Origin of the sequence: Hungatella sp. SB206 (genome assembly GCF_051132295.1) — a bacterium.
GTDB lineage: Bacteria > Bacillota > Clostridia > Lachnospirales > Lachnospiraceae > Hungatella > Hungatella effluvii.
Map to the genome: position 1 here is coordinate 4,603,915 of NZ_CP096603.1, position 12,507 is coordinate 4,616,421.

General features: G+C 51.5%; 13 protein-coding genes. 4 read left to right on the forward strand and 9 right to left on the reverse strand.

All coding sequences use genetic code 11. From position 1 onward, the window contains the following. Positions 1-74 precede the first annotated feature (74 nt). A complete protein-coding gene (locus M1L66_RS20365) occupies positions 75-797 on the forward strand; it encodes a LytR/AlgR family response regulator transcription factor (protein ID WP_187019154.1) in 723 nt (240 codons plus the stop codon). Next, complete coding sequence (locus M1L66_RS20370) at positions 797-2,176, forward strand: ATP-binding protein (RefSeq protein ID WP_187019152.1); 1,380 nt, start codon at positions 797-799, stop codon at positions 2,174-2,176. The genes M1L66_RS20365 and M1L66_RS20370 overlap by 1 nt, the downstream gene beginning before the upstream one ends. Here M1L66_RS20370 and M1L66_RS20375 read toward each other — a convergent pair. From M1L66_RS20375 to M1L66_RS20405, 7 genes are all read right to left on the reverse strand, one after another. Beyond that, positions 2,160-2,819 (reverse strand): hypothetical protein, encoded by a 660-nt coding sequence (locus M1L66_RS20375; RefSeq protein WP_434687858.1) that lies wholly within the window; start codon positions 2,817-2,819, stop codon positions 2,160-2,162. The genes M1L66_RS20370 and M1L66_RS20375 overlap by 17 nt on opposite strands. Before the next feature lie 103 nt (positions 2,820-2,922). Then, complete coding sequence (locus M1L66_RS20380; protein WP_434687860.1) at positions 2,923-3,174, reverse strand: RNA polymerase sigma factor; 252 nt, start codon at positions 3,172-3,174, stop codon at positions 2,923-2,925. 221 nt (positions 3,175-3,395) lie between these two features. Continuing rightward, positions 3,396-3,587 (reverse strand): PspC domain-containing protein, encoded by a 192-nt coding sequence (locus M1L66_RS20385; RefSeq protein ID WP_002603479.1) that lies wholly within the window; start codon positions 3,585-3,587, stop codon positions 3,396-3,398. Between the two features lie 41 nt (positions 3,588-3,628). Continuing rightward, positions 3,629-4,594 (reverse strand): hypothetical protein, encoded by a 966-nt coding sequence (locus tag M1L66_RS20390; RefSeq protein ID WP_434687863.1) that lies wholly within the window; start codon positions 4,592-4,594, stop codon positions 3,629-3,631. After that, the gene (locus M1L66_RS20395) at positions 4,591-5,319 is read right to left on the reverse strand and encodes an HAAS signaling domain-containing protein (protein ID WP_055657104.1); all 729 of its coding nucleotides are present in this window, start codon (positions 5,317-5,319) and stop codon (positions 4,591-4,593) included. Before M1L66_RS20395 ends, M1L66_RS20390 begins: the two co-directional genes overlap by 4 nt. Next, entirely contained in the window at positions 5,316-5,636 is a 321-nt protein-coding gene (locus M1L66_RS20400; RefSeq protein WP_002603476.1) for a PadR family transcriptional regulator, read from the reverse strand. The genes M1L66_RS20395 and M1L66_RS20400 overlap by 4 nt, the downstream gene beginning before the upstream one ends. Positions 5,637-5,679: 43 nt before the next feature. Continuing rightward, complete coding sequence (locus M1L66_RS20405; protein ID WP_002603475.1) at positions 5,680-5,931, reverse strand: PspC domain-containing protein; 252 nt, start codon at positions 5,929-5,931, stop codon at positions 5,680-5,682. A gap of 243 nt (positions 5,932-6,174) precedes the next feature. Here M1L66_RS20405 and M1L66_RS20410 point away from each other — a divergent pair, with 243 nt between their 5' ends. Next, on the forward strand, positions 6,175-8,157 hold the full coding sequence (locus M1L66_RS20410) for a sodium-translocating pyrophosphatase (protein ID WP_434687865.1): 1,983 nt from the start codon (positions 6,175-6,177) through the stop codon (positions 8,155-8,157). 193 nt (positions 8,158-8,350) lie between these two features. Here M1L66_RS20410 and M1L66_RS20415 read toward each other — a convergent pair whose 3' ends face one another. Then, entirely contained in the window at positions 8,351-9,583 is a 1,233-nt protein-coding gene (locus M1L66_RS20415) for a D-alanyl-D-alanine carboxypeptidase family protein (protein WP_002603473.1), read from the reverse strand. Positions 9,584-9,844: 261 nt separating this feature from the next. On the opposite strand from M1L66_RS20415, the gene M1L66_RS20420 reads away from it, so the two are divergent. Beyond that, a complete protein-coding gene (locus M1L66_RS20420) occupies positions 9,845-11,239 on the forward strand; it encodes a polysaccharide deacetylase family protein (RefSeq protein WP_434687868.1) in 1,395 nt (464 codons plus the stop codon). 311 nt (positions 11,240-11,550) lie between these two features. Here M1L66_RS20420 and M1L66_RS20425 read toward each other — a convergent pair whose 3' ends face one another. Further along, entirely contained in the window at positions 11,551-12,504 is a 954-nt protein-coding gene (locus M1L66_RS20425; RefSeq protein ID WP_187019142.1) for a TIGR03943 family putative permease subunit, read from the reverse strand. Positions 12,505-12,507: the final 3 nt, after the last annotated feature.

The following is a 12,507-nucleotide window of genomic DNA, read 5'->3' on the forward strand; positions in this document are numbered from 1 at the left end:
TCTTTCCAGCAGGTCTGTCGATAATATGATATAATTTTATAGGTATGCTATATGAACGAAGGAGAGTGATAACATTGCGTATTGCAGTCATAGATGACTCTTCAGCACAGAGGGAACAGTTATCCGGCTATATTAAGGAATATTATTCAGGGAATCCCATATACAGGCAGATCGACCTATTTGAAAACGGTGAACAGTTTATGGAATGCTGGAGGCCGGGGGCTTATGATCTGCTTTTTATCGACATTTTTTTAGATGGAATCAATGGACTGGAGATCGCGGAGAAGGTAAGAAACAGCGATGCGGACTGCCTGATGGTCTTTACTACCAACAGCAGTGACTTTGCAGTCAGGGGATTTGAACTGCGGGTTTCTGATTATCTTGTAAAGCCCTTTTCCTATGAGAAATTTAAAGACACGCTAAAATACTGCGAACGGTCCATGCGCAGCCACGCGCGGTACATAGAAGTGAAGGAAAGCCGGACCATGATTAAGATACGGCTCGATGATATTATATTTACAGATTACTTTAATCACTATATTCAGATTCACACCAAAACGAGAACGATCCGTTCCTACATGAAATTTGAGACATTTTCACCCTGTCTTCTCTGTTATCCCCAGTTTCTCTGCTGTTACAGAAACTGCATCGTCAACATGGACCGGGTGATCTCTTTAGAAAAAAATGACTTTATCATGGATACCGATGAGCGTGTGCCGATTACGCGGAAGAACCGTCAGGAAATTCACCAGCGCTACGCGGACTATCAGTTTCTGCGGCTGAGCGGAGGCGTATAATGGAGTTCCCTTTTTCCATCTTATCCGTCGGGCTTGAACTTTTGACGATTATTTTCTGTATCCTGCTGTTCTTCCGGGGCCGTTTACGGGTAAACGGCGTACGGAGCTTTTTTATTCTGGTTCTTTTATTCTTTGTTACGACCGGTTCTTACTTTCTGCTCCGTCCCCTGTTTGGGGGCGGAGACTCATTTAAGACCTTATATTCCATCTACAGCCTGGCAGTCATCATCCTATTTCTGTCCTGGCTTTTTCGCGAAAGTATATTCGTCACCATCTTCATGGTGTTTGCGGCGCGCAACTATCTGGATGGAACCAATATGATCTCCGACCTGGTGAGTGTGATCTGGCATTCAGCTTCCTTTTCCGGCAGCCAGACCGCCACCGGTTTTTTGTGCCGCCTGACTGTCTATATTCTCCTTGTACCGGTACTCTACCACTTCTTCAAGGTGTGTATCCATCCGGCCATCGCCAGCACAAAAAGCATGAATATCTGGAACTATTTATGGATTATTCCCGTGTCCTTTTTCTTTCTCTACCGGCTCGGCATCAATCCATACTATACCGCCATTGAGACCGGAAATAAGAATTCCATGCTGCTGTTTCCCCTGGTCTGGTATCCGGGTATGTTTTTCTGCCAGCTCTGCATCTTCCGGCTGCTGTCGGAGACCTCCCAGAACATCGTTCTGCGGGAAAAGCTTCATACCGCCGAACTGCTGACAGAGATGGAGAAGAAGCAGTACAGCCTTCTGCAGGACAACATTGAGGGGACACGGAAGGCCCGTCACGATCTCCGTCACCATCTGCTGGCCATGCGGGGATACGCTGAGCGGAGGGACTATGAAGGATGCCTCCGCTACATTGAAGAGTTTTTAAAACAGACCGACAGCTACGCCCTGAAACAGTACTGTGACAATCATGCGGTCAATTCCATCATCAGCTATTATGAAAACACAGCCGTCAGCAGCGGGGTCACCGTCTTCATCGAGATCCAGCTTCCCTCCCTTCTGACAGTTCCTGAGGTAGACTTCTGCACTATTCTGGGGAATTTGCTGTCCAATGCCGTGGAGGCATGCCTCCGGCAGACGGAAGGGGAACGCTTTATCCGCATGAAGCTGGGAATGGCGGGCCGCTCCATGGTCACACTGTCTGTCGTCAACTCCTACTCCGGGGAGATCCGGGAAGAGAACGGAGTCTTCCTCTCCTCTCATCACGCCGGGGAAGGCATCGGTACCATGTCTGTACGCCACATCGCAGACCAGTACCACGGTATCACCCGGTTCCGGTATGAAGACGGCGTCTTTGAGACTTCTGTCCTGCTGAACCCCGAACCGTCAGGCGCTGCGGCAGACAGGGAAACTACGATTATTTCCCATCAATGACTTCCGCCGCCATTGCAAACATCTCATCTGCAGTAAAGCTCCGATCCAAGGACATGATGGAGTAGCTGATTCCATCGTCCTTCCACGATACGGTATAGTAATCGTTTATCTCTGTCTGATCGGACCCATAGGAAAGGAACAGTTCTCCCCGTTCCTCGGCCAGCCTGTCTTCCTCGGATATCTCGGTTCCAACCGGAAGGAATTTGTACCTGTCACAGTAATAGCGGAGTTCGATTCCCTCATGTTCCCCTGCCGCGTCAGGCTGCCTCACCTCTTCGCTGACGAGGCTTCCCGGCCGTCTGACGATCAGGCTGACCGCCTCCTTCTTAGAGGCGCCGTAACAGACCTTCAGGTTCAGATACGTGCCGATCACATTTCCCGTCTCATCCTGAGCCTGCACGCTCCCAATGGAAGCCCTCCGGAAATCCCATCCTTCTCCCAGCGAATCCACCGTTTTTACGGAATATCCCAGATCCTGCTTCACATTACTTCTCAGTTCCCCGTAGCTTCCATAGACCGGATCGTTCCCATCGGAATGGCTGACAAGTCCAGCTGCCCTTCCTGCCGCCACCGCACCCATGGTTCCAAGCAGGCACAGGGCCGCCGCGAGAATTACTATTTTTCCGCTGATCCGATGTTTCATATTCGTTTTCTCCTTTTTTCCTCAGAAATTTTCTGTCTCACAAGCTGCTTTACTTCAGGAGATACAGAAAGGCGCTCTGCCCTCTCAGCGAGTGTTTCCGTAATCAGAGATTCCAGTTTTTTTTCGTCCATATTTTCTCCTCCTCTTGCCATCCCAAGTCTTCAAGAGCCTTTGAAAGTTTTTTCCTGGCCGTATGAAGCCGCGATTTAACCGTTCCTTCCATACAGCCCAGAATATCCGCGATCTCTCTCGTCGTCAGCTGCTGATAGTAATAAAAGATGACCACGGTCTTCTGCTTTCTGTCCAGGGCGCATACGGCCTCATAGACCCGGTCCTTTTCTTCCTGCCGGATCACCTGTTCGCAGGGCGCCTCGGACGGGTTTCGTTCATCGCTTCTCTCCCTTCCGTTTTTGGTGCACCTGTATATAAGAGCCTCCAGGGGATAAAATGGTTCAGTTTAGAATAAAGAGTCCGGAGGGTTTTTATTTCATGGGACGAACGTTCCTATGAAATGAAAAAAAGCTCCGGGCCGCAAAAGCAGCCGGAGCCGGAATGGTAATCGTATCCGCGTAATTCCTATCTGCGGGGAATAATGATCGCCGCGATGAAATAGGCCACAACGCCCGTGCCGGAACAGGCCAGCACAGCCCATAAGAGCCGGATCAGCGTGGCGTCAACGTTAAAATACTCACCGATTCCTCCGCATACGCCGCAAATCATCTTATCTGTATCAGAACGATATAATCTTCTTGTCTCTCTGTCATCCATCTTCGAATCTCCTCTCTGTTCTCTCTATGTTTTCCATTTTATCAGTGAAATTTAACTTCAATCGCGCCTGTGTTGCAGTCCAGTTCCATCTTTTTGACTACCCCGTTATTGATCTTTCTTTCCTTGGACAGACCGGAAAAGCCCTCGCCGTCAACGGTAATGCTGCCTACCTTGCACTTGATCTCGTAGTTAAAGTCTGCCTTCGCTCCGGCCAGGTCGAGTTTAACAGCGCCGACGCTGCATTCCGTGTCCACATCGCCGTCTACCTTTCCTTCAAACTGCACGGCTCCCACATCGGAATCAACCTCCAGCTTTCCCGTGTCAGCTCCGGTCACTCTTACTGCGCCGACAGATGCGTCGATCTCTATCTTGCCGGCCTTCAAGCCTTCCGCCACAATGGCAGGACCATTATCGCTGTTGATGACCTTGTTGTTACTCTGGGCCTTGACCTTCAGTTCGACCTCCTCGAAGCGGTAATCTGCCGGAACGTGAATATATATCACCGTATCTTTATAATCATGGGAATCCCAGGACTTGGACCCAACCGTTACCTTCAGTTCATCCTCTTCGCTGTAGACATTCCAGCGTGCCATATCTTCCTCACTGGAGACAACAATCTTATCCGCCGGAGCATCATATACGATAACGGCCTTTCCTCTTCGAACCTCCAGATCCAGCTTCCTGGCGTAAATCTCAGAAAATGCACTCTCGTTTAATACCCCATCATCCAGCCTGTCATGGATGCTGCGGCCGATATCATCAAATTCGCGGCCCAGCTCGTCAAAGCTGTCGTCGAAACTATCCGACAGGTCGCGGCTGAGATCGTCCATCCCCGACCTGATGTCACGGGTAATACCGTCGGCGATATCACGGCCGAGCCAGCTGTAATGGTAAGCAGACACATCCGACAGTCTGCCGCCCATGGCGGCCGCCACAGTGGTAATCCCACCTCCGATCAGAATGCAGACGCCGCCTGCTATCAGGCATGCCTTCGTAAAATTCTTCATGAGCGACTCCTCCTTCCATAGAGTAAACCACTGATTCCGTTCACAATCGACCGGAACAGAAACGGCAGAAACTTACCGTAAAACACTCCGCATAAAGCCAGACATGCAAAGGCAAATCCCAGCGTCAGTACGGAAATGCCGATAACCAGTATCCCGCTTAAGGGATGAATCACCATCGACACGATGCCCACTATGAGCAGTGCAATCCCACAGATAAACAGCACTCCGGTAAGGACGCCCACGAGCACTACAGCAGCTACCAGCAGTCCGAAGAGGCCGCCGAACATCCCGACCAGCCCGCCGCCGATTCCAAACAGGACCGGAGACGCCACAATGATTAAGATAATCCACAGGATGATCTTCACCGTCCTGTTGGTTCTCGGCTGATTCTCTCTCTTTTCCTCATGTTCCTCTGTCTTCTGTCCTTCCACGGCGTCCGGCAGGTCATACCGCTTCGCCACCTGGTAATTCGGGTCGCGGAACCGTTCATCCTGATACCCTTTCTCCGTGAACTCCCCGCCGTCTTCCAAATGCCCGGACAGATCGGAACGGATAATCGCCGCGATGCGCTCCGGGCTTCCAAATTCCTTAATAGCAGCTTCCTCATTCTCATCTCCGGCTTCCTCCAGATAATCTCTGTAGTAGCCGATGGCCTCCGCCTTATCTTCATCCGGAATATCGGAAAGCAGATATTCCAGCTCCTTCATAAACTCTTCCCTGTTCATATTAATGCCTCCTCAAAGATTTGAGATATCTTCCGGGAGTAGCCTGCCCACTCACCTTTGTACAAATTCAGCTGTACTCTTCCCTTTTCCGTAATCTTATAATATCTGCGGTTTCTGCCGTCGATAGCCATATCGTAGACTTCCAGGCACTCTTCTTTCTGAAGCCTGCGAAGCACCGGGTAAAGGGTCGATTCCGAAATGTCGATGACACTCCTCACATCCTGTGTGATTTTATATCCGTAAGTCCCTTCCTGTTCCTTTGACACAACCGCCAGTACGATCGCGTCAAGGAGGGCTGCACCTGTGTTAAAAACCATATTCCCACTCCTATCTTCTCATTCAGTCAGATCCGAACGGCCTTTAACGGCTTCCGTCATCTGAGGGTGCCCGCGGTATAATCACTGCCGCGATGAAATAAACGACTAAACTGCCGCCGATGAGGGAAAATCCTGCAAACGAATGGAACATATGACGCCATGGCTGGAAGAACATCAGAATTACCCATATAAGCCTTATAATAACCGGGTCCACATTAAAATACTCTCCGATGCCGCCGCACACGCCGCAAATTACCTTATTCTTTACTGATCGGTATAAACGTTTCGTCTCCATACTCACTCGACCTTTCTCTTATTGTTTAGTATAATATTATTTTGTGTTCTATATTATATCTTGTATAGCATGGTTATATTATATATCGTATAATATTGTTTGTCAACTAAATCACAGAATAAATTACTCTAAATTATTTTTAGGTTATCTAAAACTTTTTGTTGTATTCTCGTTGTTTATCTGCTACAATGGTTTACACAGGTATCAATTTGCACAAATATCATGAAAATTGGGAGGGTTATTATGGAAAAAATGATACTGTCTGTACCCGTTATCGGCCTGATCGGCCTTTTATTCGCCATCTTTCTGCGTCTTCACGTGATTAAGCAGGACCCGGGAAATGACCGGATGCGCGAGATTGCGGACGCGATCGCGGAAGGCGCAAGGGCATTTATGACCTCGGAATACCGTGTCCTCATCATCTTTGTCGCTGTCCTCTTCGTCGTGATCGGCTTTGGTACGAGAAGCTGGACTACGGCCGTCTGCTTCCTGGTGGGCAGCGCCTTCTCCACCATCGCCGGTTATCTTGGCATGAGTGCGGCGATCCGCGCCAACTGCCGTACCGCCAACGCCGCAAGGACCTCCGGTATGAGCCGGGCTTTATCCGTGGCGTTTTCCGGCGGAAGTGTCATGGGTATGGCCGTCGTCGGACTGGGACTTCTCGGTGTCGGAACGCTTTTCCTTATTACAAAGGATGTGGAAGTGCTTGCAGGCTTCAGCCTCGGCGCCTCCTCCATCGCCTTATTCGCCCGTGTGGGCGGCGGAATCTACACCAAGGCGGCCGATGTGGGCGCCGATTTAGTCGGCAAGGTGGAAGCCGGAATTCCTGAGGATGATCCCCGGAACCCGGCCGTCATCGCAGACAACGTAGGCGATAACGTAGGCGACGTGGCCGGTATGGGGGCTGACTTGTTCGAGTCGTATGTAGGGTCCCTGATCTCAGCGCTGACGCTGGGTGTCGTATTCTACCAGGAAGCGGGCGTCATCTTCCCGTTGCTGCTCTCCGCCTGCGGAGTCGTGGCGTCCATCATCGGAGCCCTGATCGTGAGAGCCGGCAACAATTCCAATCCGCACCGCGCGTTAAAGAGCGGAGAGTACAGCGCCACAGCCCTGGTCGTGGCCGCCTCCTTCCTCTTAAGCTACGTATATTTCGGCAGCTTCAACGCCGCCTTTGCCATCATCGCCGGACTCCTTGTGGGCGTTATGATCGGATTCGTCACGGAGATCTACACCTCCGGCGACTATCGTTTTGTAAAAAAGATTGCCAAACAGTCTGAGACCGGGTCCGCTACCACCGTGATCAGCGGAATTGCCGTCGGTATGCAGTCCACCGCGATTCCGATCCTGCTGGTCTGCATCGGCATTCTCGTCTCCTTCCGCCTGATGGGCCTCTACGGAATCGCCCTGGCAGCGGTCGGCATGCTTTCCACCACCGGCATTACCGTCGCCATCGACGCATACGGTCCTATCGCAGATAACGCCGGCGGCATCGCAGAGATGGCCGGTCTCGATGATTCGGTCCGCGAAATCACCGACAAGCTGGACTCTGTCGGCAACACCACGGCAGCGATCGGAAAGGGCTTTGCCATCGGTTCCGCCGCCTTAACCGCCCTGGCCTTGTTCGTCTCCTATGCAGAAGCGGTAAATTTAAAAACAATTGATATTTTAAATGCTCATGTGATCGTCGGACTGTTCATCGGCGGAATGCTCACCTTCCTCTTCTCTTCCATGACCATGGAATCCGTGTCGAAGGCTGCTCACCAGATGATCGAGGAAGTGCGCCGGCAGTTCCACGAGAAGCCGGGCATCCTGGAAGGGACCGACCGGCCGGACTACGCCTCCTGCGTATCCATCTCCACCACTGCCGCGCTCCGCGAAATGTTTCTTCCCGGCCTCATGGCCGTGCTCGTCCCTCTGGCCGTCGGGCTGATTCTCGGGCCGGAAGCCCTGGGCGGACTCCTGACCGGAGCCCTGGTGACCGGTGTTCTCACTGCCATCTTCATGTCCAACGCAGGAGGCGCCTGGGATAACGCGAAGAAATACATCGAGACAGGCAACCACGGCGGAAAGGGCAGCTCCGCGCACAAGGCGGCTGTCGTCGGCGACACGGTAGGCGATCCGTTCAAGGATACGTCGGGACCATCTATCAATATCCTGATCAAGCTGATGACCATTATGTCCCTGGTATTCGCTCCGCTGTTCTTACAGTTTGGTGGTCTTCTATAATAAAGAGTCCGGCCCGCCGGACTCTCGCGCTGAAGCGCGGTCGCTTCAGCGGCCATATTTCCTTAGCGCGGAATGCGCAGCCCCCGGAGGGTTTTTGTTTCATAGGATGAACTTTCCTGTGAAATAAAAAACGGGAGGAAAAGCATGAGACGCTTTTCCTCCCGTTTTTCGTTTTCTTTCTGGTGCCGCGCTGTCAAACTGCGAATCCCGCCAGCACTCTCTTAAAGTAATCCATGAACCCAGCTTCCTTCACCGCTCCAGCCGTGAGTACCGGAACTTCTCCCAGCTTCTTTCCCGCCAGGCTGTATTTAATCACGCCCACGCTCTGGCCTTCCTCCACCGGCGCCGCTATGGATTCCGGCAGTACCAGTTCCTTCTCTATGGCAGCCAGGTCTTCCCCGTTTAAGCTCAGATAGGAGAAGGTGCCGCCGTATTTTAAGGGGACACTGTCCACAACGCCGTTATCCACCACCAGCTCCGGAAGCGGCAGCATCTCCTTATCCTCGTACAGGCGGCAGTTGGCGTAGCCGTAGTTCAGCAGCGTCTGGGCGTCTGCAAACCTGGCCTTGTAATCAGGAGCCGCCATAATGGAAGCGATCAGGCGGACACCGTCTTTTTCTGCGGTCGCCGACAGACAGTATTTAGCCAGAGACGTAGATCCCGTCTTCAAACCGGTCACATTGAAGTTGGTCGCCATTTTTAACAGCTTATTCGTGTTGGAGAGACCAAACTCCTTCGTTCCCTGTTTCGTCACGTGGGTGATGTTCTCCATCCAGATGGTGGAGTAATTATGGATCTGGGGATACTTGTTGATCAGTTCTCTCGACATAAGGGCGATATCTCTGGCCGTCGTCACATGGGTAGGCGAATCGGTCAGGCCGCAGCAGTCCTCAAAATGGGTGTTGGTCATGCCAAGTCCGGCCGCCCTCTCGTTCATCATTTTCACAAATTCTTCCTCTGTTCCAGCTATGTATTCCGCCATGGCCACGGAAGCGTCGTTTCCTGAGGCCACCACGATGCATTTGATCATGGTTTCCACCGTCTGGGTCTCCCCCTCTTCCAGGAAAACCTGGGAGCCGCCCATGGACTTGGCATGTGCGCTGGTGACCACCTCGTCGGTCATTTTTATTTTTCCGGAATCCAGGGCATCAAAAATCAGGATCAGAGTCATGATTTTCGTAATGCTGGCGGGACTCCTTTTCGTATCCGCATCTTTTTCGTATATCACCTGTCCGGTAGAAGCTTCCATCAGCAGAGCGCTGGGCGCCTGTATGGATGGACCTCCCTCGGCGTTTACAGTCTTCGCCTCTTCCGACCGGATTACCATGTCCGACGCCACGGCAATGTCCGGCTCCTGCCCCCACGCGGCATGAGACGGACAGAGGAAAAGCAGCATGCTTAAAACAAGAGCTAACAATCGTTTCATAATTTCCCCTGATAAAATCCTTTGTTTCATTGTATGGGTGGGATTTCCAGTCCTATGCCACTTTTTTCCAAAAAATTTTCCTTAATTTTCCCTTGATACGATTTCATCCTGTCTGAAAGTATGGTATACTGGTTCAGGAGTTTGTACTGTGTCCGGTATCCAGGACGATTTCGGGTACAGCAGTATGTCACTTTCTGTGAAGCATCTGTCTGATCCGGCCGCCCAAAGCTCCTTCAATACACTGGAAAAAGAGGTAATAGCATGAATATGGAAGAATACCGTGAACGGCGTCAGCAGGAAAAGCGTCGCCGCACGTTACATAATATCATTGTCATTATGATAGGAATTTTACTGGTTGCCGCCTTAGTCACGGGCGGCATTATACTGGGCCGGCACCGCAAGGGTCTGGGGGCGGTCAAGGCATCCGTCACCCAGACCACCGCGGAGGCATCCCCTCCGGAGATCATCACCACGGCACCGGAGACAGAGGACACCGGTTTGATCGATCTCCTTACACAGGCAGAAAGCCTGGCCCTGCAGTACGATTATGAAGGCGCCATCAGCCTGATCACCTCCGACAGCCGCTACGCCTCCGTGAAGGAAGCCGCAGACGCCGTCGCCGCCTACAAAGATCAGATGAGCCGGCTGGTCCGCGTCAATCCCCAGGAAGTCACCCACGTGTTCTTCCACTCTCTGATCGTCGACACCTCCAAAGCCTTCGACGGAGACAACCGGGAGGGCGGATACAACCAGATGATGACGACGAAAGACGAGTTTATCAAGATGATGCAGTCCATGTACGATAAGGGCTACGTCCTCGTAAAGATTCACGATCTCGCCTATGAGACGACAGATGAAAACGGCAATCCGAAGTTCGTCTACGGCGACATCATGCTTCCCGAAGGGAAAAAGGCCTTCGTCATGTCACAGGATGACGTGTGCTACTATGAATATATGAAGGGAGACGGCTTCGCCACCCGCATGGTGATCGGGGAAGACGGCTATCCCACCACAGAGATGGAACAGGATGACGGAAGCGTCGTCACCGGAGATTTCGATCTCGTTCCCATACTGGAAACCTTCATTAAAGAACACCCGGGATTTTCTTATAAGGGCGCAAGAGCCATAATCGCATTTACGGGCTACAATGGAATTCTTGGATACCGGACAGATGAATCTTATAAGGACACCAATCCCAATTACGAGGAGGATCGCAAACAGGCTGCCGCAGTCGCTCAGTGCCTGAGAGACCACGGCTGGGAACTGGCTTCCCACAGCTGGGGCCACCGCAACCTGGGCACGATCTCCATGGAACACTTCAGGATGGATGCGGATAAATGGGAAAAGAACGTGGAATCCCTCATCGGTCCTACCGATATCATTCTCTACCCCTTTGGCAGCGATATCGGGACCTGGAAGCCTTATACGGATGATAATGAACGCTTTACCTATTTAAAATCACTGGGATTCCGATATTTCTGCAACGTGGATGCCAGCACGCCTTACTGGATGCAGCTGGGACCGGATCATTTCCGCCAGGGGAGACGGAATCTGGATGGCTACCGCATGTATTACTATCCGGACAGCTTAAGCGACTTATTCAGCGTCCCGGACGTATTCGATCCGGCCAGACCGACACCGGTACCACAGATGTAGCTTTATCATTTATTACAAAACACTGCAAACTCAAAAGAGCCTTGAAGCGGGACCATGACAGTTCCGCCTCAAGGCTCTTTTTTTATTTCATAGGAAAGCTGTCCTATGAGACAAAAACCCTCCGGAGGCCGACACTCCGCACGAAGGAAATATGGCGCTGAGACGGCCTGCCCGATCTTTGTTTCGTTATTTCAATCCACGCTCGATCATTTCAAAGAGTGCGACTACCTCTTATAGATGCGCGGCTTGACTTCATGTCAGTGGGGGATACCGATTTCTCTCCGCCCGCCACTGCCGTTAAGCTTGTTTTGTTAAAACTGTACCACGGCCCGGATGGGCTCCGCCGGCTGGACGGACTCCGCATAGAGCACAGGGCCTTCGCCCTCATAGTCCTTCCAGAATTCATAGGCGATCCTGGCCCGGACCTTTACCCACTGCTTCGTCTGTAAGTCCTTCGCTTCTCTGGCCTTCGTGACAAATCCGAGGAACGTCATGTCGGCTTCACAGCAGGTCATGGCCATACGTCCCGGGACAAAGTAATTTTTCGGAAAATCCGGGCTCTTTAATACCATGGCCGTAAATTCCACAATCTTTCCCTCGTAGCGGTCCCGCCTGTCCATACAGTCAATATACCAGATGCCGTAAGCCTCCGGCGAAATTGCAATCACGTCCGCACTCATATCGTAAGGCAGATCCTCGTCCGCGATCTCGTCGATCTCTCCCTCTGAATCCTCAAAGACAATCTCGCCTCTCTGGCACATGGATTTAAGGGTCCTGCGGCAGCCTGATAAATCTTCGATCCCGTCACACCGGTTACAGATAACCAGTTCAGAATTCTTAATCATGGCATACAGCAGAGGCTTCATATTCGCCACATATAAGTCAAAGGTGGACATGTCAATAATGGTAATCTGCTGATATACACGCCAGTCGTCCGGCAGTTGTAAGTCATCCTGATTCCACATGCCGTTCCACTCAATTAAGACGCGCTCCGGATTATAGAGTAGCTCCAGCTCCAGAAGACGCTCCGGCGTGAGCTCGTCCATGCTTTCGATAAATATACCTGCCGTTTTGGTGCGTTTCAACAGTTCTGTATCGTACTCCGTATCACCGTCTTCGCAGACGATCAGCAGGGTCTTTCCATCGGTCTGAAAATAATCCTGCTGCATGGTGAACTGGAGAAACTGGGTCTTACCGGCTTCTAAAAATCCATTGATCAGAAACACCGGCATAAAATCGTCATCTAATGTATCCGTGTACTCCATCTT

Bases quoted from the DNA above. Each gene is read 5' to 3' on its own strand.
- M1L66_RS20375 (WP_434687858.1), bottom strand. From the start codon at position 2,819: ATGAAACATCGGATCAGCGGAAAAATAGTAATTCTCGCGGCGGCCCTG.
- M1L66_RS20410 (WP_434687865.1), top strand. From the start codon at position 6,175: ATGGAAAAAATGATACTGTCTGTACCCGTTATCGGCCTGATCGGCCTT.
- M1L66_RS20415 (WP_002603473.1), bottom strand. From the start codon at position 9,583: ATGAAACGATTGTTAGCTCTTGTTTTAAGCATGCTGCTTTTCCTCTGT.
- M1L66_RS20370 (WP_187019152.1), top strand. From the start codon at position 797: ATGGAGTTCCCTTTTTCCATCTTATCCGTCGGGCTTGAACTTTTGACG.
- M1L66_RS20385 (WP_002603479.1), bottom strand. From the start codon at position 3,587: ATGGATGACAGAGAGACAAGAAGATTATATCGTTCTGATACAGATAAG.
- M1L66_RS20420 (WP_434687868.1), top strand. From the start codon at position 9,845: ATGAATATGGAAGAATACCGTGAACGGCGTCAGCAGGAAAAGCGTCGC.
- M1L66_RS20405 (WP_002603475.1), bottom strand. From the start codon at position 5,931: ATGGAGACGAAACGTTTATACCGATCAGTAAAGAATAAGGTAATTTGC.
- M1L66_RS20395 (WP_055657104.1), bottom strand. From the start codon at position 5,319: ATGAACAGGGAAGAGTTTATGAAGGAGCTGGAATATCTGCTTTCCGAT.
- M1L66_RS20400 (WP_002603476.1), bottom strand. From the start codon at position 5,636: ATGGTTTTTAACACAGGTGCAGCCCTCCTTGACGCGATCGTACTGGCG.
- M1L66_RS20425 (WP_187019142.1), bottom strand. From the start codon at position 12,504: ATGGAGTACACGGATACATTAGATGACGATTTTATGCCGGTGTTTCTG.
- M1L66_RS20390 (WP_434687863.1), bottom strand. From the start codon at position 4,594: ATGAAGAATTTTACGAAGGCATGCCTGATAGCAGGCGGCGTCTGCATT.